Origin of the sequence: Buttiauxella cochleicola, assembly GCF_021283185.1 — a bacterium.
GTDB classification, from domain to species: domain Bacteria; phylum Pseudomonadota; class Gammaproteobacteria; order Enterobacterales; family Enterobacteriaceae; genus Buttiauxella; species Buttiauxella massiliensis.
In genome coordinates this window covers 160,501-179,431 of the sequence record NZ_JAJSOS010000004.1, presented here as the reverse complement: position 1 = coordinate 179,431, position 18,931 = coordinate 160,501, and the positions used below count along the sequence as shown (strand labels likewise).

Here is an 18,931-nt window from a genome sequence, read left to right as displayed (position 1 = left end):
ATCCTAAGTGTCCTGAGGTAAGGTAACTGCCGGATCCATGGCACCAACACTCCTGTCCTGCGCGCTGATGCCCGCCATTAACAGGGGCATCAGCAAAAATCCAATCAATGCGGCGGCAACGGTGAGCAGCGCGAACATCCCGGACCAACCGTAACGCTCAATCACCTGTGACAGCGGCCATCCAGCCAGGGCCGCACCTAAATAGGCGAACAAACCCAGAAACCCGGTAACGCTGCCTGCTGCCTGTTTATGGCTGCACTCCACGGCGGCGAGGCCAATCAGCATCTGCGGGCCAAAAACAAAAAAGCCGATGGCAAAAAAGCAGACTGCTAATAATGCGTAGTGGTGCACTGGCGATAACCAAAGTGCGGCAACCGAAACAAACAGCCCCAGCGCAAAGAGTAAAATCATAGGCCCGCGCTGGCCGCGAAACAGTAAATCTGAACCCCACCCGGCAAACAGTGCGCCCAGTAACCCGCCCATTTCGAACAGCATGACCGTGGCGTTGGCGCTGAGTAAATTCACGCCGTGGCTTTCATAAAGCCAGATGTTGCCCCAGTCGTTCAATGCGATACGAATCAGGTACACCAGCACATAACTTACGCCGAGTAGCCAGATCATCGGGTTTTGCAGCACCGAGCTGCGAAACATCTGCCACTGCGGCATTGGCGGACTGAGCTGTTCCTGGCGCATTTCCAGCGGGTCATGTCGCCAGACGCCAACCGCCGGTAACCCCATCTCTTGCGGTGTGCCAGTTAGGCTTCGGCACAGCCAAATCCCTATGACGATGCCAATAGTCCCTGAGACGAATAACGATGCCTGCCAGCCGAACCACAGCGTCATCAGGGCGGAAATCAGCGGAACGGCAGCACCACCAAGGTTAATGGAGGTATTCCAACATCCCCACCAGAAACCGCGTTCGTTGCGCGAATACCAGTGCGTTAGCAACCTTGCGCACGGCGGCCATCCCCAGCCCTGGAAGAACCCGTTGAGCGTCCAGATAATCAGCAACATCGGCAGATTAGTGCCGAAGGCAAAAAGAATGTTCAGTACCCCGGTTGCCAGTAATCCCGCGCCCATAAACCAGCGTGCGCCCCGGCGGTCGTGCCACAATCCTGCGACAAATTTCGACAAGCCGTAGGAGAGGTAAAAAAGCGTGCCCAGCAGGCCGATATCACTTTTGCTTAAATCCAGATCGAGCTGCATCGCCGGAAGGACAAAACTGACGCTTTTGCGTGTCAGGTAAAATGCGGCGTATCCCACGACCATCGACAGCAGCAAACGTGGACGCCAGTAACGATAATCACGGCCGATTGTTTGCTCGGAAATCATCTGATTCCTCCCGGTTGAAATGACTATAGAAAACGCGGATGCAAAGGGGATGAGACAAGGTTTTAGCCGACCAGGAATAATTCCTGGTTATCCCTGAGTTTGTTGGAAAAGTGTGGGCAGGTTAACAATTACGCGTGTGCCGGACTGGCTTTCGAGTTGCAAATCTCCGCCTAAAGCGCGGATTCGTTCGGCAATCCCTTGTAATCCATGGCCGGTGTGAGTGCTGCCGCTAAAGCCGATACCATCGTCTTTGACTTCAAGGCGCACACCGTGGGGTTGCTGAGTTAACGCGATCTCAACCTTGTGTGCGTCAGCGTGTTTGCAAATGTTATTGAGCAACTCCTGCACCAGACGATAGAGCGTAAACACCACCGGGTCGCTGGCGGGCTGGCCAGGTAAATCATAATGTAAACGGCAGGTGATACCGCGTTCGTCAAAGGCGAACTCCTGAATCAGATGATGAAGCGCTTTATCGAGGGAAATTTCGTCCAGTACCGGCGGGCGAAGCTGGCGCAATAAGTGGCGGGTCGAGTGGTGGATTCGTTGGGCAAGCTGGTTGATTTGCTCGGCGGCGAGTACCGTCGCATCACCGCTGGCAGTGCGCTTAACCAGCATCGACTGGATTTGAATCGCAGTAATATTCTGGCCAATTTCATCGTGCAGTTCCCGCGCCAGATCTTTGCGCGTGTCCTCTTCGGTGTGCACCAGTTGTTCCATCAACTCGCGGCGCGCCTGTAACTCAACTTCCAGCCGTTGGCGGTAACGATGAAGGTTATTTGCCAGATGCTGCTGGCGACTGATGGCAATCCCGAGACCAATGCCCAACAGCGCCTGGGTTGAGAGAAAAAGTTCCATCTCCATCAAGCCGTTAAAGCCGCTGCCAATTTGCCGGGCAATGGTAATCATCATGCTGCCAAGGAGTGCTGCCAGAACGCCGCCTTGCCAGCCAAATTTGTAGGCCATGACTACGTTTGGCAGGAAAACCACAATCAGCAACAAACGCTCGATTTCCGGCGACACCACCATTTGCGCGCCTACACCGATGATGAAAAACAGGCTGCACCAGATCAGCAACGACGTGCGTAGCGGGGGATTGGGTGTTTCTTGTGCCAGCAGGCTTTCCAGATGCTGTTGACGCAGATATTCATAAATCAAATAGACGAACGGCGTCAGCACCACACCACCAGTAAACGCTGCCAGAAGTGTTTGTGAAGCGGAACTCGACAGAAATGGCGTCAGCACCAGGGTGTGTAGTAGCGCATCGCCAGTAATTGCCGCCATCAGCAGCGAAAGCCGCTGCCAGTACAGCGTAAAACGGTGCCAGTAGTGCTGAACTAATAGCGCAGGAATGGCGCTAAGTAGTGGGGAAAGCAACATGACGGGTTCTGTCATTAACTGTTGCATCCAAAGCCAAATAAGCAGCCCGATCACCGGAATAAAAAGGGCTGGCCAATAGCGGCGATGTAGCAAAATCAATAATGCGAGATGGACGCCCTGCGGTAGCAGTAATGTAGCCTGCTGGCCGTTATCGGTGAGGTAAAAACTTATCGTCCACAGGGCAAGCCAGGTCAGCCCCCAGGCAAAGACGATAAACAGCGATAACAGCAGATGACGCCACGCACGAGACATTTAGTGCCCGGTTAACAATTGGTGTTCAAGGGCAAAATGCACCAGTTCGATGGTGCTTTCACATTGCAGTTTGCCGAGGATGTTAGCGCGATGCACATGCACTGTTTTGTGGCTAAGGTTGAGCTGTTCGGCAATGTGCTTCACGCTTTCGCCTTTGATCAGCAAGTCGAAAACTTCGTGCTCGCGTGGAGTGAGAACCTCCAGCACTTTGGCCGGTTGCCCTGCGTGGCGTAACGCTCGTAATGCATCCGCACATAAATAATGACCGCCCATACCAACGGAACGAACCGCCTGTACTAACTCCTCCGGGCCGCAGCGTTTGGTGAGATAACCGCTGGCACCGGCATCCAGTGCACTTTGCACAAATGCGGTGGTGTCATAAATGCTCAGAATGATGGCGCGGAAACCGGGGCGTTGTTGGCGCAGGCGTTTGAGTAGACTTAGACCGTTTTCGTCCGGCATCGCCACGTCGAGCACGGCTACATCGGGCTGATTTTTTATCAGCGCGGGCCAGGCCTCGGCGGCAGAGCTGTACTGCCCGACGATTTCGATATCGGTTTCGAGGCTAAGTAACTGTGCAAAACCGGAGCGCACCACAACATGGTCATCAACTAAAGCAACGGCAATCATCGTTCTGCTCATCAGAAGGGAGTCTGGCGACATCATGAGGGTGAATGGATTCTGCGCAATGGGGATGTTGGGATTATGTTACGGGGGTAACAGAAATGGGGGCGTAGGCTTATGGCTTATGGCGTATGGTGTATGGTGGATCGAGATTTTCCGTTCACCCGAAAGTTTACCGTTCCTACATGGATCAGCGAACGGTGAACGTGCCAAGGAGAGAACGCCCTCTCCTTGGCAATCCTGGCGCCCGGCAAGTCAATCGCCGCTTCGCGGTAAACACCGTTTTTTACCCAACATTCGCGGTCGTTCGCGATTCGCTCCCGGCGATCGCTCACTCACGTGGTTCCCGACCACGTGACCACGACTGAAGGGTAAAAAACGGCGCGATTGAAGCCGGGGATGAAGGTCAACGTCAAAACCTTAAGTCAAAACCAGACTGGCTTTTGACCCTGGGTTTTGCTGTTGACCTTTGAGTCCGGCATAAATCGCCTCCGTTTTGACTGTAAGGCCGGGTCGAGCCGTCGGGAACGGCGAGAGGTTGTGATCGCCGGGAGCGAGTCACAACCGACCCTGGGACTGAAAGGAAAAATGGAGGTTTACTGCGAAGCAGCGATTTAATCGCCGGGAGCCGGGATTATCAAGGGTGCTGCGGTAGCACCCTTGATACGTTCACCGTTTCGGTAAATACAGGGATCAATAAACGTTTAGTGAACGGAATAGTCCGCTAACTCGCATAGAAATCCCTATTCACTTATTGCCAGCAACCCTTGCCTGAACGCCTCAAGCCCCGCATGGCTTTCCTCCCCCGGCCGCAACGCCAGACAATAACACGCTCCGGTCTTCACAATCCCCGTGAAAGGCTGCATTAACCGCCCACGGTGCAAATCCTCCGCGACTAACGTGGCATCGGCAATGGCAATGCCAAAACCCTGAATCGCCGCGCTGATGGCTAAGTCCATGGTGTCGAAGTGTTGATTTTTATTCATAGCAGGCGGGTTAGAGACATTCTGCTCAAACCATAACGACCAGTCGGTGCGGTCGCGTGTTGGGTGCAGGAAGGTGTAGCGGCTCAAATCTTCTGGCGTTAATTCTCCGTCCGGCAACAAGTGCTGGCTGATGACCGGTGTGAGTCTTTCTTCAAACAGCAATGTGCCGTTCGCGGAAGGCTTACCAAAAATAATCGCTGCATCAAAAGGTTCATTTTTGAAATTCACGCCGTGTTCAACAGTGGTGGTTAACGCAACCTGAATCTCAGGTGATGCAATTTCCAGTTGCACAAGTTTTGGCACTAGCCAGCGCATGGCGCAGGTCGGGGCTTTCAGGCGGATAACACTGGATTTGTGGCAGGCATTACTGGCGACATTCAGCAAGTGCTCAAAAGATTGCTGCAATTCCGGCAACAGCGCAGAGCCTTGCGGTGTGAGATGCAGCCCGCGAGCATGACGATCGAACAGCGCATAGCCGAGCCATTCCTCAAGCGTGGAGATTTTGCGGCTGACGGCACCTTGTGTCAGACAGAGTTCTTTTGCCGCGCGAGTCAGATTCAGATGTTTGGCTGTCACCAGGAAAGCATCAACAGTATTAAGAGGGAAGTTGCGCCGCATTCGATTGCTCTCCGCTGAGCTATGAGTTTTTTGCATGGCTATTATGACAACAATTCGGTTGTGGTAGCAACCTGTTGCATATTGAATAGTTATGCAAATCGCGTTTTCACATGAGAGGCCATGACTATGCAAACCCCGGTGCAATTTCGTTCAAAATTACCGGATGTTGGAACCACCATCTTTACTGTTATCGGCCAACTCTCGGCGCAACATAACGCCATTAATCTTTCGCAGGGCGCACCAAACTTTTCGCCAGATCCGAAATTAATCTCCGGTGTCACCAAAGCGATGCAGGACAACCATAACCAATATGCATCGATGACCGGTTTCAGGCCGTTAAAAACCCTGATTGCAGAAAAGGTCGCCACGCTATACGGCTCGAATTATGACGTAGACGATGAAATCTTAATTACCGCCAGCGCCAGCGAAGGGCTGTATTCGGCGATTAGCGGGTTAGTGCATCCTGGCGATGAAGTCATTTATTTCGAGCCATCTTTTGATAGCTACGCGCCCATTGTTCGCCTGCAAGGTGCAACACCAGTAGCGTTGAAACTGGCGTTGCCAGATTTCACCGTCAACTGGGATGAAGTGCGCGCGGCTATTACGCCTCGTACCCGTATGATCATTGTTAACACACCGCACAACCCAAGCGGGCAGGTGTTTAGCGCACAAGACCTGGAAATGTTGGCGGAGCTTACGCGTAATACCGACATCATTATTTTGTCCGATGAAGTCTACGAACACATCGTGTTTGATGGTGAGCGCCATCACGGCATGGCAACACATCCGGCGCTGGCCGAGCGTAGCGTGATTGTTTCGTCATTCGGCAAAACCTTCCACGTGACCGGTTGGCGTGTGGGCTATTGCCTGGCTCCGGCAGAATTAATGACTGAAATCTGCAAAGTGCATCAGTTTTTGATGTTCTCAGCCGATACTCCTATGCAATATGCTTTTGCTGAATATATGGCGAACCCAGATACCTACCTCTCGCTGGCGGCGTTTTACCAACGCAAACGCGATTTAATGCAGACATTGTTGGCTGAGTCTCCGTTTAAATTGCTGCCAAGTGCCGGGTCTTTCTTCCTGCTGGCGAAATTCGATCATTTCACTGATGAATCAGACAGCGAATTAGTAAAACGTTTAATTACTCAATATGGCGTGGCGACCATTCCGCTCTCCGCGTTTTATACCGACGGAACAGACAACAAGTTGATTCGTTTGTCATTTGCAAAAGATGAAGCTACGTTACGTGCGGGTGCTCAAGCACTTTGCCAGGTTAAGCCACGCTGATACGAGGTCATAATGAAAAAAGTTTATGCGTTAAGTTTGTTGGTTGGGATGTGTGCGTCATTCTCGGCATTCGCAGCAACCGAACTGCGTTACGGCGTGGAAGCGGAGTACCCACCGTTTGAAAGCCGTAACTCGGCGGGCGAGCTGGAAGGGTTTGATATCGATTTAGGCAACGCGATCTGTAAAGCGGCGAGCCTGAAATGTTCATGGGTTGAAACGTCGTTTGATGCGCTGATTCCAGGGCTAATGGCGAAGAAATTCGATGCGATTAACTCCGCAATGAATATCACCGAGCAGCGTCGTAAAAGCATCGACTTTACCCAGCCAATTTACCGCATTCCATCACAATTGGTCGGCAAGGTTGACAGCGGTATGGAAGCAACGCCTGCCGGGCTGAAAGGTAAAACCATCGGCGTTCTGCAAGGTTCCATTCAGGAAACTTATGCGAAAGAACACTGGGAAAAAGAAGGCGTAACAGTGGTTTCTTATAAAGACCAAAATATGGCGTGGGGCGATTTGCTCAATGGCCGTATCGATGCGTCTTTGGTGATGTCAGCAGCAGGTCAGGCAGGCTTCTTAAGCAAGCCGCAGGGCAAAGGTTTTGGCTTTATCGGCAAGCCGGTGAGCGACGATACGATTCTGGGCAGTGGTATTGGTTACGGATTGCGTAAAGGCGATGAAGCGACCAAAAAACAGCTTGATGCCGCTATCGATAAAGTACGTGCTGATGGCACGATTACGACTCTTGCGAAGAAATATTTCCCGGGTATTGATGTCGCCGTGAAGTAACCGCTTTATTCGTCCAACGGCTCACTTTGTGGGCCGTTTTTTCATCGAATTCTCATGTACATGAAAAAAATGCCGGACGCTTCGTAAAGGTCTGTGTCTGCGATTGGTTTTTCAGTGATTTTTGTCTAGAGTGTGCGGTCTGGAATTTGCCGCTGTGCTGCCCGAGCGGAGCGAAATACATCGACATGAAGGACAATCTTTCAGGCATGAACCGCAGACGTTTTATCAAAGCCTCAATGGCTCTCGCCGCAGTCAGCGGCACGACCTCAATTGCCACGCTTTTCTCGCGCGCAGCTTATGCGGGTGAGTCTGAAATTGCCGATGGTCGCACCACCGCATTCGATTTCTCCGTGCTCCAGTCAATGGCTCATGATTTGTCGAAGAAACCATGGGTTGGCAAACCGCGTCCGTTGCCGGACACACTGGCAAACTTAACCCCACAGGCCTACAACGCGATTCAGTATGATGCTGAACACTCGCTGTGGAACAACATCGAAAACCGCCAACTTGACGTGCAGTTCTTCCACGTTGGTATGGGCTTCCGTCGCCGTGTACGCATGTTCTCCGTAGATTCAGCAAGCCATCAGGCACGTGAAATTCACTTCCGCCCTGAGCTGTTCAACTACAACGACGCAGGTGTTGATACCAAACAACTCGAAGGCCAGATTGATCTTGGCTTTGCCGGGTTTAAAGCATTTAAAGCACCAGAACTGGCGCGCCGTGATGTGGTTTCATTCCTCGGTGCGAGCTATTTCCGTGCGGTCGATAATACATACCAATATGGGCTTTCTGCTCGAGGCCTCGCGGTAAACACCTATACCGATCAGTTGGAAGAGTTCCCGGACTTCACCTCTTTCTGGTTTGAAACCGCGAAAGCAGGCGATACGAAGTTTGTGGTCTACGCATTGTTAGATAGCGCAAGCGTCACCGGGGCGTACAAATTCACTATCAGCTGTGAAGCTGAGCGCGTGGTGATGGATGTCGATAATCACCTGTATGCCCGTGAAGATATTAAGCAATTGGGCATCGCACCGATGACCAGTATGTTTGCCTGCGGCACTAATGAACGTCGTATGTGCGACACCATTCACCCACAAATTCATGACTCCGACCGCCTGGCAATGTGGCGTGGCAACGGCGAGTGGGTGACACGCCCGTTGAATAACCCGCAGAAATTACAGTTCAACGCTTATCTCGATAACAACCCGAAAGGCTTCGGTTTGCTGCAACTCGACCACGAGTTTGCCAATTACCAGGACATCATGGGCTGGTATAACAAGCGTCCAAGTCTGTGGGTTGAGCCGCTGAATAAGTGGGGTAAAGGCGCGATTGGGCTGATGGAGATCCCGACTACAGGGGAAACGCTCGATAATATCGTCTGCTTCTGGCAGCCGGAGAAACCGGTGAAAGCCGGTGATGAGCTGGAATTTAAATACCGTCTGTACTGGAGCGGTTTGCCGCCGATTCAGTCGCCGTTGGCGCGTGTTTACGCGACCCGCACCGGTATGGGTAGCTTCCCGGAAGGTTGGGCACCTGGCGAACACTTCCCGGAAAAATGGTCGCGCCGTTTCGCCATTGATTTCATCGGTGGGGATTTGAAAGCTGCGGCACCGAAAGGTATCGAGCCGGTTATCACGCTGTCTAACGGCGAAGCGCGACAAATTGAAATTCTTTATGTTGAGCCATTCGACGGCTATCGTATTTTGTTTGACTGGTATCCAACGGACGACTCAACTGCGCCAGTCGATATGCGCATGTTCCTGCGTTGCCAGGGCGATGCCATCAGTGAAACCTGGCTGTATCATTACTTCCCGCCAGCACCGGATAAACGTAAATACGTTGACGATCGGATCATGAAGTAACAGCTTAAGCCCCGTAACAAATACGGGGCTTTATCTTTTGTAGGTCGGATAAGTGCAGCGTCATCCTACAAATTCACTTTAGTTTCATCTGCTTGCTGAGCATTTCAACAATATAGCTATTTACCGACATGCGCTGTTCGGCGGCGGCAATCGCCAGGCGTTCGCCAAATGACTCGGGGTAGCGCAGAGTAAAGGTTTTGATCTTCTCTTCGCGCTCATACGGCTCAATGCCGCTTTCTTTGCAATCCGCAAGATACGCTTTCAGCGAAATCTCACCTTCCTGCATCAAGCCCTTAGCGCTATCTGCCACAAAATCGCAGTAGCCTGAAAGCCCAAGAAATTTGCCGCGAAATAGGCTGATTTCAGGAACCCAGGTGATTAACGCCGGTTGCCCGCAAATCACCATTGTGTTTGGAATTGAATGTGAATCCGTCATGGTGTTACTCCAATACTTTCAAACCATTCTCGTAAATTGACGATGGCACACTTTGTCAGTGTCAGGCGATGGGTGGGGGCGGTGAAAACGTGCAATGCTACCTTTTAGCAGGAAGCGCACTCTCGAACCGTTTCCGTTACTGACTTCGCCACCCAGCGCGAGTATCAACATCTCCACATCTTGCCATTTGACGCTCGTTGACGTGGGTTTGCTGAAAATCTGCTTTAACGTGCCTTGATGTTTATTTCTGAGGTAATCCTTGCCATAGCCCATGAACCCTTCCGTGAAGTCAATTTATGAAGTCATGCTAGCATATAAAAAAATGACGTCAATTTCTGACGTCATTTCTGGAACATCCTTCAGGATTTGAGTGAAATTTTGTGAAACTTATTCCAGCGGCCCACCGAGAATCGTTTCGCGCATGCCCGACAATACGCGCTCGCCGGTTTCGCTTTTTAGTTCTTCATACCAGCTATGAGTGATGTTCATATCTTTACCATGGGTCACATCGCAGCGTTTGCGCGCCTTGAGCACCAGGTCTTTTACGCGATATGCGCGCTTCTCCTGATAGCGTAGCAGTGCATCTTCTACGCCTAGCGAGTTGGTTTGCAGCGCGACGGCCAGTACAACGGCGTCTTCCATGGCAGCGCATCCGCCCTGGCCGATGTCCGGCGTGGTGCTGTGACCTGAGTCACCAAGTAGTGCAACTCGCCCACGGACTAATTGCATAAATGGCTCAATATCATGAATTTCTATGCGATTGGTGGTGTCGGGGTTAATTGTGGAAATCAACTTTTGCACCGGATCTGCCCAACCAGAAAAATAACGGGTTAAATCGGCTTTTAACGTGCTGCGATCTTCCGGCAGTCCTTTTTCTAATGGCACATCAAAGAAGAAGTAAAAACGATTGCCCGCAACAGGCATCAGCGACACGCGTTTGCCTTCGCCGACAAATGTCGTCCACTGGTTGGCAGGTGCAATAGATTCATCAATATCGACCAGACCATTCCAGTTAACGTAACCGGCATAACGGCGCTCTGTCTGGTGGCCGAGCACATAGGGGCGGATCACCGAATGGGTACCATCGGCGGCGATTAACACATCACCAACGGCAACATGACCATCTTCAAAATAAGCCCGCACGCCGCCATCGAACTCTTCGATACGCGCCACGCGTTTGCCAAACTGAATATCTGCACGCCCATAAGTATCAATCAGCATATCTTGCAATTCAGCACGGGCCACCGGATATGGGCGCTCGCCAACACTTTGAATTAAAGGATCGAGACTAAAGCGCGTCAGGGTTTGGCCGTGGACAAATTCTTTATAGGCCATAAATTCCATAGGCCCACCCAATTGCTGGAGCTGCTCTTTCATGCCGAGCCAGTTGAGGCACTTCACGCCATTTGGCCAAATCGAAATCGCCGCACCAACCGGTTTGATTTCTTTGACCGCTTCATAGACTTCCGTTGTAATGCCACATCTTTTCAGGGCAATTGCCGCCGAGAGTCCACCAATGCCGCCGCCAATTATGATCGCTTTCATCTAAGTCTCCTTTGGGTTACAAAGATGTTAAGCAATATCTATACCAGCATGTGAAGCAGCCCAGCAGCGGCGCGAGGCGTGCGTTAAACTGATTTGTGCATTGGTGGGGATCGTCTGTGGTGCAATCTATTTTTCTGCACCATTATTTTCCACAGATAAAAAGAAGGAGAGGGTGCGTGCGCGATTCTGATAACTGGCAAGACGACGTGATTAACATTGATGACCACATAACACTTCATTCAATCAATGAACGTTATGTGGATGAGATTTTTGCTTTGGTACAAAAGAACAAAGCCTGGTTACAAACAGCGATGGACTGGCCGAGGTTCGTGTTGTCGGTTGAGGACTCGCGCAAAATGGCGCAGGGCAACTATATCCTCCATCATCGTGGCTACGCGAAAATGTTCCTGATTTTCCAGGATGAAAAAATGGTGGGGGTGTTCTCGTTTAACCAGATAGAGCCGACCAATAAAACCGCCTATATCGGCTATTGGCTGGATAAAGATGTCCTGGGATTGGGAATCATTTCGCGAGCTTTAGACGCGGTCATTCGTAAGTACTCCAAAGAAGGGTTGGCCCGCCGTTTTGTGATCAAATGCATTGTCAGTAATGTCGCCAGTAATCAGGTGGCGTTGCGTAATGGTTTCCTGCTTGAAGGGCGCCTGAAACAAGCTGAGTTTTTAAATGGCGAGTTCCATGACCAGAACATCTACGCGCGGATTATTGGTTAACGCGACGGTTCTCAAAACACGCCATAAAACGGTGAGCGAGTAACACGCTGCTCGCCGTTAATATCCTTAATCCCACGTATATGAATGAGCTCACCGTCCAGCCCATCAACCGCCGCTTTATCGTAGATCTGCACATTATTCTCTATCAGAACATTGCCGGTGACCCGCGCCTGGCCGTAAATCTGCACCTGGTTATCTAATTGGATAGGGCCACCAATGAGTGTGGCATCGTCGAAGATATGCACATGGTGTTTTAGCACGCAGTCGCCTTCAATAAGCGCATTGCCGTAGACCTGCGAGGAGTAGCGAATGGTTGGGATCTGGTCATCACCACGCCCTGCGATAATACGCGCGTTGTCGAACACTCGGGCGCAGTCGCAGATCCAGATATTGTTCTCGTCATTGCCTTCGAGAATTGCCTGCCCGAACACTTCAGCGCGGTGTTCAATAAAGGCATTGTTCACCACCGCGTTACCAAAGATCTGTGCCTGATGAACCACGCGCGATGCGTTTACCGTAGCGTTGCCATAAATTTGCAGCACTTTATCGTTGTCGGCAGTCAGTCCACGAACCGCAATCACCTGGCTGCCGTTAACAATGCGCGCGGCATCGTAAATACGGCACTCACCGCTAATCAGTGATTCTTTAATGATGCTTTTCCCGCTGATATGCGCCTGGTGGCAAAGGGTGGAACTGCCATGAACTTGCGCATCATCGTTAACACTTGAGCCGCCGTATACCATGCAATCGCCGCCATAAATCCAGCAATTTCCTTGTTGGCTAAGGTTTTCTTCGTTTTCAATCCAGCCGCCCAGTTGCCCGGCTTTGATGTCGCTGAAATCACACAGGGCCATGACTTGCCAGAGTTTGACCTGCTGTTTTTTGCCATCGACCAGATAATCATGTAGCTGCGAATCACCCGTTAACTGATACTTGTTCATCATCTTCGCCTTAGTTTTCTTTCTGTTTAAAACTTAGCAGGTAAATCCTCAGATGGCGTTCTTCGGTGCAATCACATAAAATGCATCTAAAATACATTTTAAGTTTTAAACGAAATGAATAAATCAGTAACGCGAACCATGCTTAATCTCCCGGCCGGGTATTTTGGTATGGTTCTTGGGACCATCGGAATGGGTTTTGCCTGGCGCTACGCTGCTACGATTAGGCCAGTATCCCCGGTGATTGGTGAGGCATTCGAAAGCCTGGCAATTGCTATCTGGCTCGGTCTGGCGCTGGCTTTTATAGTGCGACTGGTGAAATATCCGCACACGGTTATCGATGAGGCTCGCCACCCGTTAAAGGGCAGTTTTGTGAGTCTCTTTCCTGCGACAACGATGTTAGTGTCCATCGCCATAGTGCCATTTATTCGCCCGTTAGCCGTGGGTATGTTTGCTTTTGGGGCGACAGTGCAATTGGTATACGCCGCATGGCAAAGTGCCGGGTTATGGCGTGGCAGCCACCCGCATACCGACACCACGCCTGGGCTCTATTTGCCAACAGTTGCCAATAATTTTATCAGCGCGATGGCCTGCGGTGCGCTTGGTTTCCACGACCTCGGTATTTTGTTTTTTGGTGCGGGCATATTTTCCTGGCTAAGCCTGGAACCGGCGATTTTGCATCGTTTACGCAGCGCTGGTGAGCTCCCGGAACCGATGCGAACTTCACTTGGCATTCAACTCGCACCTGCGCTGGTTGCTTGCAACGCTTATTTGAGTGTTAACGGTGGGCAACCTGATTTCTTTGCCAAGATGCTGTTTGGCTACGGGTTGCTGCAATTACTGTTTATGTTGCGCCTGATGCCGTGGTATTTGATGCAGCCCTTTAATGCCTCGTTCTGGAGCTTCTCGTTCGGTATTTCAGCACTTGCTGCCACGGCCCTTCATCTGGGCATGGGGAGTAACGACGGGCTTTTTACCGCACTCGCTGTGCCGCTATTTATCTTCACTAATTTCATTATTGGCCTGCTGCTGGTGCGCACGGTAATCCTGCTTTATCAGGGTAAATTACTGCTGCGTGTCGAACGGCCTGCAAAAAGGACAAACTAAGATGCTTTCTGAGAATTATTTCACCGAGAAATATGGCTTAACTCGCACCCATTCTGACGTGGTGAATGCGGTAACGGTTGTCAGGCCTGGAAGAACGTTGGATCTCGGTTGCGGTAGCGGACGTAACAGCCTGTATCTGAATCAAAAAGGGTTTGATGTAACAGCGTGGGATATAAACCCGATGAGCATTAGCAACCTGAATAAAATTATTGCAGCGGAAGGGCTGAAAAACATCACTGCAGATGTGGTCGATCTCAATACATTACATTTCGACGGTGAATACGATTTCATTCTCTCAACCGTGGTGATGATGTTTTTAGAGCGCAATACCATACCAGGGCTTATCAGCAACATGCAGCGCTGCACCAAAGTTGGTGGTTACAACCTGATTGTTGCTGCGATGGATACCGAAGATTTCCCTTGCACCGTCGGCTTCCCGTTTGCTTTTACTGAAGGTGAGTTGAGTCATTATTACGCGGGTTGGGAATTGCTGAAATACAACGAAGATGTCGGTGAATTACATAAAACCGACGCGGAAGGTAACCGTATCAAATTGCGATTCGCCACTATGCTGGCACGAAAAGTCTAAGCTGTAGGCCAGGCACGGTTTTGCAGCACGATGCGATAACCATCGTTATCAACAAAGGTGCGCCCGGCGATATCCCAGTACGGATTAAAACTGTTAATGGTTACAAAACCTGCATTCAGCATTTGCTGGCAGGTTTTTTGCCATTGAGCGTTATCCGGATAGTACAGCACTAAGAGGTCATCAACCGTTGCGGCGGGTTCGACCGGGTGGCGGTGGCAAACAGTAAATTCAAGATGCCAGCTTAAACCATCACGACCCAACATCACGCCGCTAAAACCGTCGTGCTCGCTAAAATCCCCGAGTTCTTGCAGACCCAATCCCAGACAGTACATCTCTTTGCTTTGAGCAAGATCGGTCACCGGACGAGCAATACGCAGATGTGGAATCATGGTTACTCCATATTTATTCACTGTATGTAAGATTATTTTATATACGAAAAACTATGTAGTTCGAGTTAAATAATGAGCATGTTAAAAATAAATTTCGAGGCTGTTATCTGAATTATGAAAAATAGCATTTATAACTTCATGCGCAATCCCAATTTTTTGCTATAACTGAAAGGCTTACATGCAATTTACAGGGATAAATTATGCGCACTTCTTTATGTGTTAAAGCCGCCTGCCTGACAGGCCTGTTAGCCTTGGCCGGCTGTTCATCATCTGTTACCGCTCCTGAGAAGTATTCGGGTTTTTTAAAAAATTATTCCGGTATTCAGGAAACAAAATCTGCATCTGGGAAAACGATTTTACGTTGGGTTGATCCGAGCTTCAAAAGCAGCAACTACGACAAACTTATCTTCAATCCACTGACTTACTACCCGGTGCCGAAACCAACTACCCAACTGGGTGCTCAGACACTGGATAAGATCCTTGCTTACGCCAATCAACAGTTGAAAGCGAGTGCCGAGAAGCGCATCCAACTGGTCAGCAAGCCAGGTCCGCGTACTTTGATTTTCCATGGTGCAATTACGGGTGTAGACAGCAGCAAACAAGGTTTGCAGTTCTATGAAGTGATTCCAGTGGCGATGATTGTTGCGGGTACTGAAGCAGCAACAGGCCACCGTACGATGGAAACAAACCTCTATTTTGAAGGGGAGCTTATTGACTCCTCAACCAACAAAGTTGTAATGAAAGTCGTACGTAAAGGCGAAGGTAAAACGGTAAGCAATGAAAGTGCACCGATTACCGTAGACTCGCTGAAATCAGTGATTGATGACATGGCGACAGATGCGTCCATGTTTGAAGTTAAATAACGCGCTATTACACGGAAAAGGGAGCTAAGCTCCCTTTTTTTACCTCTTATGCTGCCCGCTTGCGCCATGGCAGTGCACTAAACATCCCCGGTTTTGAAAACATCACCAGATTCCCCAGCAGGATCATGATAAGCCCGATAATGGCATTACTGTGCCAGACATAGCCTTCATAAATTGTTGACAGACTCAGCGCCACTAACGGGAACAGCAATGTGCTGTATGCCGCCGGGCCTGATCCGATACGCCCAACCAGCGTGAAATAAGCGCCAAACGCAATCACCGAACCAAAAATCGCCAGGTAGAACAGCGAACCAAGATAGCGCAGCGTCAATTCCGGCATAAACGAATCTCCGCGAACCAGCGCCAGCACACCCATAATAATGGTGCCGTAAAACATCGCGTAGGTATTGGTGGACAGTGTCTCAAGCCCACGGCGCTGATGGCGCGTGCTGATCATATTCCCCAGTGAAAAACCGAAGGTGCCCAGGGCGCTTAAACCAATTCCCAACAGCAATGATGGCGCGAGTTGTGTTGCGACCAAATCATGCCAGAACAGCGCAACAACCCCGGCAATGCCGAGAACTGCGGCCGGCAGTAAATTTTTGCTCGGGCGCTGACGGAAGAAAACCATACTATTGACTGCATTAAACAGCACAGCCATGGAGAAAATCACCGACTCAAGACCTGAGCTGATATACGCCGCGGCATGGTAAAAACACAAAAAGTTAAAGCCGAAAACGCAGCCACCTTGCAGCATACAAAACAGATGATCGCGCAAACTGATACGGCGCAAGCGCCCAAGTGCCAGTAACACCACCAGCATCACGACTGCCGCCACGGCAAACCGCCAGAAAATTGATACGGGCACCGACACCACGCCTTGCTGCATGTAAATAGCAAGCCAGGTCGTCCCCCAAATAACCACCACCGAAATATAAAGTATTGCATTCATTTTGTTATCTCCCTGTACCGATAGCGGGAGTATCCACATCTGCGCGTGCAGATGCTTTCACCTGCTTGCCTGGCTTGCATATTCTTGCGGTTTTTTTTACCTGATGGTTTGTTAATGGCTGGTAACGGAGGCGGCCACTACATACACTGTTATCCCGAACTTCGATGGTGTAAGTCATGACCCAGCCGTATCACGCATTTGAAAATCTTCGCCAGCACAACGCCGTGTTGGAAGATAATGTGCAACTGGGTTCCGGGATTCAACTGTCGGCCTGGTCAAACAGTCTCGACCGTGTGACGCAATGCAGCGATCACCATACGTTAAGCATGTATGTGAATGAAGGTTATGAAACCTACCAAAAAACCAATTCAGGTTGGAAAAATGGTGGTGGGCCAGATCGATTCTGTCTGATGCCAAAAGACGGAGAAACTACCTGGGATATTCGCAACCATTTTTCATTTGTGCATCTGTATTGTACGGATGAACATCTGCGTCATATTGCGGAGCAAATCTGGGATCGCAGCCCGGCCGCTCTTCAGCTCGATGAAAAAATCTTCAGCGAGGACCCGCGTATTACTCAGTTGTATCGCCACTTTCTACTCAGCAGTGATTGGCAACAGCAGGCGAACCATTTGATGTTGAGTACGGCATCAACACTGCTGCTGACCCACCTGGTTCAGACGTACAGCAACGTGCAGTGGCGTTTACCTAATGTGCGCGGAGGCCTGGCACCTGCGGTGTTGCGAAATATCCAGGCATATATTGAACAGCACCTTAGTGAGCCATTAACACTGACCGAACTGGCTCAAGAAGCAGGGCTCAGCGAGTTTCACTTTGCGCGCATGTTTAAGCAATCAACCCAACTTGCACCACACCAATTTGTGATGCAAAGACGCATGTTACGCGCCGAAGCATTAGTGAAAAATAGCCAGTTATCGCTGACGGATATTGCGATGGCCTGCGGGTTTAGCTCGGCAAGCCATTTCAGCAATCGTTTTAAAGCGACGATAGGCGTAACACCGTCACAGCTACGCGCGGCGGGTAAATGAGAACAACGCGTAACATATCCCGCCAGCCACCAACCCCCAAAAAGCAGAACCAATCCCCAGCAAACTGACGCCCGAAGCGGTGACCAGAAACGTCACTATCGCCGCATCACGCTCACGTTCATGATTAAGCGCCTGATACAAACTCCCGGCGATGGTACTCAGCAGCGCCAGCCCCGCCAGCGTATGAATATAGGCGACAGGCAAAGCCGTGAGCAGCGTGGTGATCGAACCGCCAAACACACCCGCCAGCAAATAAAACACGCCCGCCGCAGCGGCGGCAAGCCAGCGCTTCGACGGATCGGGATGCGCTTCAGAACCCTGGCAAATTGCGGCAGTGATCGCAGCAATACAAATAGAAAATACGCCAAAAGGTGCCAGTAACAGAGCTATCGCCGCGGTGACCACAATCAGTGGCGATACAGGAATCTCATAGCCGGAGGCTTTGAGTGTGGCAATACCTGGTGCGTTTTGTGACGCCATGGTCACCAGGAAGAAAGGGATGCCGATGCCTAACAGGCTCGAAAGTGAAAAATGTGGTGCGGTAAATTCTGGCATAACCATTGCGACCGGCACACTGCCGCTTTGTAGGCTTCCGCTCATGATGCAAACCAGCAGGCCGACCACCATTGCCACCACAACGGCATAACGTGGCGCCCAGGTTTTTGCCAGTAGCCAGCCGAACAACATACTGGCACAGAGTAAGAAATTCCCCTGCAAAGAAGTAAATGCGTCCAGGCCGAAGCGCAGCAGAATGCCTGCCAGCATCGCAGCGGAAAGTGTTGAGGGAATAAGGCGCATCAAACGGGCGAAGAGACCGGTCACACCGCACAGCAGAATTAAAAATGAGGCGAAAATAAACACGCCGATAGTTTCATTGAGCGAATGGCCTGGCAAACTGGTCGCGAGCAGAGCCGCACCCGGAGTGGACCAGGCAGTGAGAATAGGGGTGCGATACCAAATCGTCAGCACGAGAGTACTCACCCCCATGCCAATCCCAAGCATCGTCAGCCAACCCGCGATTTGCAGCGTGTTAGCACCAGCAGCTTCCGCCGCCTGCCAGATAATTGCCGCCGAACTGGCGTAGCCAACTAAAACAGCAACGAATCCAGCCAGGATCGTCGGCAATGGGATGGATATTGTGCGCATTTTATCCCTTCATGTTTATAGCGTCGTCGAACTATAACATCACAACTCATTAACAA

18 protein-coding genes and 1 pseudogene are annotated in these 18,931 nt (G+C 50.7%); 8 read left to right on the top strand and 11 right to left on the bottom strand.

Annotation, left to right across the window (positions count from 1 at the left end; all coding sequences use genetic code 11):
• Window positions 1–3 precede the first annotated feature (3 nt).
• From uhpC to LVQ76_RS07985, 4 genes are all read right to left on the bottom strand, one after another.
• Window positions 4–1,332, bottom strand: a complete 1,329-nt coding sequence (gene uhpC, locus LVQ76_RS08000) for an MFS transporter family glucose-6-phosphate receptor UhpC (RefSeq protein WP_232921375.1) — start codon at window positions 1,330–1,332, stop codon at window positions 4–6.
• An 87-nt stretch (window positions 1,333–1,419) separates the two neighbouring features.
• Entirely contained in the window at window positions 1,420–2,961 is a 1,542-nt protein-coding gene (locus LVQ76_RS07995) for an MASE1 domain-containing sensor histidine kinase (RefSeq protein ID WP_232864483.1), read from the bottom strand.
• The gene (locus LVQ76_RS07990; protein WP_232864484.1) at window positions 2,962–3,591 is read right to left on the bottom strand and encodes a response regulator transcription factor; all 630 of its coding nucleotides are present in this window, start codon (window positions 3,589–3,591) and stop codon (window positions 2,962–2,964) included. It abuts the gene before it with no gap.
• Window positions 3,592–4,328: 737 nt separating this feature from the next.
• Window positions 4,329–5,189 (bottom strand): LysR substrate-binding domain-containing protein, encoded by an 861-nt coding sequence (locus LVQ76_RS07985; protein WP_232921374.1) that lies wholly within the window; start codon window positions 5,187–5,189, stop codon window positions 4,329–4,331.
• Window positions 5,190–5,309: 120 nt separating this feature from the next.
• On the opposite strand from LVQ76_RS07985, the gene LVQ76_RS07980 reads away from it, so the two are divergent.
• The 3 genes from LVQ76_RS07980 to LVQ76_RS07970 all read left to right on the top strand — a co-directional run bounded on the left by LVQ76_RS07980 (window position 5,310) and on the right by LVQ76_RS07970 (window position 9,130).
• Window positions 5,310–6,479: a pyridoxal phosphate-dependent aminotransferase gene (locus LVQ76_RS07980; RefSeq protein WP_232921373.1), complete on the top strand. Its 1,170-nt coding sequence runs from the start codon at window positions 5,310–5,312 to the stop codon at window positions 6,477–6,479.
• A 12-nt stretch (window positions 6,480–6,491) separates the two neighbouring features.
• A complete protein-coding gene (locus LVQ76_RS07975) occupies window positions 6,492–7,268 on the top strand; it encodes a transporter substrate-binding domain-containing protein (RefSeq protein WP_232921372.1) in 777 nt (258 codons plus the stop codon).
• Window positions 7,269–7,474: 206 nt separating this feature from the next.
• Window positions 7,475–9,130 (top strand): glucan biosynthesis protein D, encoded by a 1,656-nt coding sequence (locus LVQ76_RS07970; RefSeq protein WP_232864519.1) that lies wholly within the window; start codon window positions 7,475–7,477, stop codon window positions 9,128–9,130.
• Between the two features lie 73 nt (window positions 9,131–9,203).
• Here LVQ76_RS07970 and LVQ76_RS07965 read toward each other — a convergent pair whose 3' ends face one another.
• From LVQ76_RS07965 to hpxO, 3 genes and pseudogenes are all read right to left on the bottom strand, one after another.
• On the bottom strand, window positions 9,204–9,566 hold the full coding sequence (locus LVQ76_RS07965) for a type II toxin-antitoxin system HicB family antitoxin (protein WP_151993365.1): 363 nt from the start codon (window positions 9,564–9,566) through the stop codon (window positions 9,204–9,206).
• Window positions 9,563–9,839: pseudogene (locus LVQ76_RS07960) on the bottom strand (type II toxin-antitoxin system HicA family toxin). The gene LVQ76_RS07965 and the pseudogene LVQ76_RS07960 overlap by 4 nt, the downstream one beginning before the upstream one ends.
• A 114-nt stretch (window positions 9,840–9,953) precedes the next feature.
• Window positions 9,954–11,111, bottom strand: a complete 1,158-nt coding sequence (gene hpxO, locus LVQ76_RS07955; protein ID WP_232921371.1) for an FAD-dependent urate hydroxylase HpxO — start codon at window positions 11,109–11,111, stop codon at window positions 9,954–9,956.
• 176 nt (window positions 11,112–11,287) lie between these two features.
• Here hpxO and rimL point away from each other — a divergent pair, with 176 nt between their 5' ends.
• A complete protein-coding gene (gene rimL, locus LVQ76_RS07950) occupies window positions 11,288–11,842 on the top strand; it encodes a 50S ribosomal protein L7/L12-serine acetyltransferase (protein ID WP_232903657.1) in 555 nt (184 codons plus the stop codon).
• An 11-nt stretch (window positions 11,843–11,853) separates the two neighbouring features.
• Here rimL and ydcK read toward each other — a convergent pair whose 3' ends face one another.
• Window positions 11,854–12,783, bottom strand: coding sequence for a YdcK family protein (gene ydcK / locus LVQ76_RS07945; RefSeq protein WP_232921370.1), 930 nt, complete (start codon window positions 12,781–12,783; stop codon window positions 11,854–11,856).
• A gap of 114 nt (window positions 12,784–12,897) precedes the next feature.
• On the opposite strand from ydcK, the gene tehA reads away from it, so the two are divergent.
• A complete protein-coding gene (tehA, locus tag LVQ76_RS07940; protein WP_232921369.1) occupies window positions 12,898–13,887 on the top strand; it encodes a dicarboxylate transporter/tellurite-resistance protein TehA in 990 nt (329 codons plus the stop codon).
• 1 nt (window position 13,888) lies between these two features.
• Window positions 13,889–14,476 (top strand): tellurite resistance methyltransferase TehB, encoded by a 588-nt coding sequence (tehB, locus tag LVQ76_RS07935; protein ID WP_232921368.1) that lies wholly within the window; start codon window positions 13,889–13,891, stop codon window positions 14,474–14,476.
• On the opposite strand, the gene LVQ76_RS07930 is transcribed toward tehB, so the two are convergent.
• Window positions 14,473–14,865 carry a VOC family protein gene (locus tag LVQ76_RS07930; RefSeq protein WP_232864492.1) on the bottom strand — a complete coding sequence of 131 codons (393 nt, stop codon included), beginning with the start codon at window positions 14,863–14,865 and terminating at the stop codon, window positions 14,473–14,475. The genes tehB and LVQ76_RS07930 overlap by 4 nt on opposite strands.
• Before the next feature lie 200 nt (window positions 14,866–15,065).
• Between LVQ76_RS07930 and LVQ76_RS07925 the strand changes: the two genes are divergently transcribed.
• Window positions 15,066–15,728, top strand: coding sequence for a DUF3313 domain-containing protein (locus LVQ76_RS07925; RefSeq protein ID WP_232864493.1), 663 nt, complete (start codon window positions 15,066–15,068; stop codon window positions 15,726–15,728).
• A 46-nt stretch (window positions 15,729–15,774) separates the two neighbouring features.
• Here LVQ76_RS07925 and LVQ76_RS07920 read toward each other — a convergent pair whose 3' ends face one another.
• Window positions 15,775–16,680, bottom strand: a complete 906-nt coding sequence (locus LVQ76_RS07920; protein ID WP_232864494.1) for a DMT family transporter — start codon at window positions 16,678–16,680, stop codon at window positions 15,775–15,777.
• Between the two features lie 176 nt (window positions 16,681–16,856).
• On the opposite strand from LVQ76_RS07920, the gene LVQ76_RS07915 reads away from it, so the two are divergent.
• Window positions 16,857–17,729, top strand: a complete 873-nt coding sequence (locus tag LVQ76_RS07915) for an AraC family transcriptional regulator (RefSeq protein ID WP_232864495.1) — start codon at window positions 16,857–16,859, stop codon at window positions 17,727–17,729.
• On the opposite strand, the gene LVQ76_RS07910 is transcribed toward LVQ76_RS07915, so the two are convergent.
• Window positions 17,709–18,875 (bottom strand): benzoate/H(+) symporter BenE family transporter, encoded by a 1,167-nt coding sequence (locus LVQ76_RS07910; RefSeq protein ID WP_232921367.1) that lies wholly within the window; start codon window positions 18,873–18,875, stop codon window positions 17,709–17,711. The two genes, LVQ76_RS07915 and LVQ76_RS07910, sit on opposite strands and share 21 nt — an antisense overlap.
• Window positions 18,876–18,931 lie beyond the last annotated feature (56 nt).

Bases quoted from the DNA above. Each gene is read 5' to 3' on its own strand.
- LVQ76_RS07995 (WP_232864483.1), bottom strand. From the start codon at position 2,961: ATGTCTCGTGCGTGGCGTCATCTGCTGTTATCGCTGTTTATCGTCTTT.
- LVQ76_RS07975 (WP_232921372.1), top strand. From the start codon at position 6,492: ATGAAAAAAGTTTATGCGTTAAGTTTGTTGGTTGGGATGTGTGCGTCA.
- uhpC (WP_232921375.1), bottom strand. From the start codon at position 1,332: ATGATTTCCGAGCAAACAATCGGCCGTGATTATCGTTACTGGCGTCCA.
- LVQ76_RS07915 (WP_232864495.1), top strand. From the start codon at position 16,857: ATGACCCAGCCGTATCACGCATTTGAAAATCTTCGCCAGCACAACGCC.
- ydcK (WP_232921370.1), bottom strand. From the start codon at position 12,783: ATGAACAAGTATCAGTTAACGGGTGATTCGCAGCTACATGATTATCTG.
- LVQ76_RS07980 (WP_232921373.1), top strand. From the start codon at position 5,310: ATGACTATGCAAACCCCGGTGCAATTTCGTTCAAAATTACCGGATGTT.
- LVQ76_RS07965 (WP_151993365.1), bottom strand. From the start codon at position 9,566: ATGACGGATTCACATTCAATTCCAAACACAATGGTGATTTGCGGGCAA.
- tehB (WP_232921368.1), top strand. From the start codon at position 13,889: ATGCTTTCTGAGAATTATTTCACCGAGAAATATGGCTTAACTCGCACC.
- LVQ76_RS07970 (WP_232864519.1), top strand. From the start codon at position 7,475: ATGAACCGCAGACGTTTTATCAAAGCCTCAATGGCTCTCGCCGCAGTC.
- LVQ76_RS07920 (WP_232864494.1), bottom strand. From the start codon at position 16,680: ATGAATGCAATACTTTATATTTCGGTGGTGGTTATTTGGGGGACGACC.
- LVQ76_RS07925 (WP_232864493.1), top strand. From the start codon at position 15,066: ATGCGCACTTCTTTATGTGTTAAAGCCGCCTGCCTGACAGGCCTGTTA.
- hpxO (WP_232921371.1), bottom strand. From the start codon at position 11,111: ATGAAAGCGATCATAATTGGCGGCGGCATTGGTGGACTCTCGGCGGCA.
- LVQ76_RS07990 (WP_232864484.1), bottom strand. From the start codon at position 3,591: ATGATTGCCGTTGCTTTAGTTGATGACCATGTTGTGGTGCGCTCCGGT.
- LVQ76_RS07930 (WP_232864492.1), bottom strand. From the start codon at position 14,865: ATGATTCCACATCTGCGTATTGCTCGTCCGGTGACCGATCTTGCTCAA.
- LVQ76_RS07910 (WP_232921367.1), bottom strand. From the start codon at position 18,875: ATGCGCACAATATCCATCCCATTGCCGACGATCCTGGCTGGATTCGTT.
- tehA (WP_232921369.1), top strand. From the start codon at position 12,898: ATGAATAAATCAGTAACGCGAACCATGCTTAATCTCCCGGCCGGGTAT.
- LVQ76_RS07985 (WP_232921374.1), bottom strand. From the start codon at position 5,189: ATGCGGCGCAACTTCCCTCTTAATACTGTTGATGCTTTCCTGGTGACA.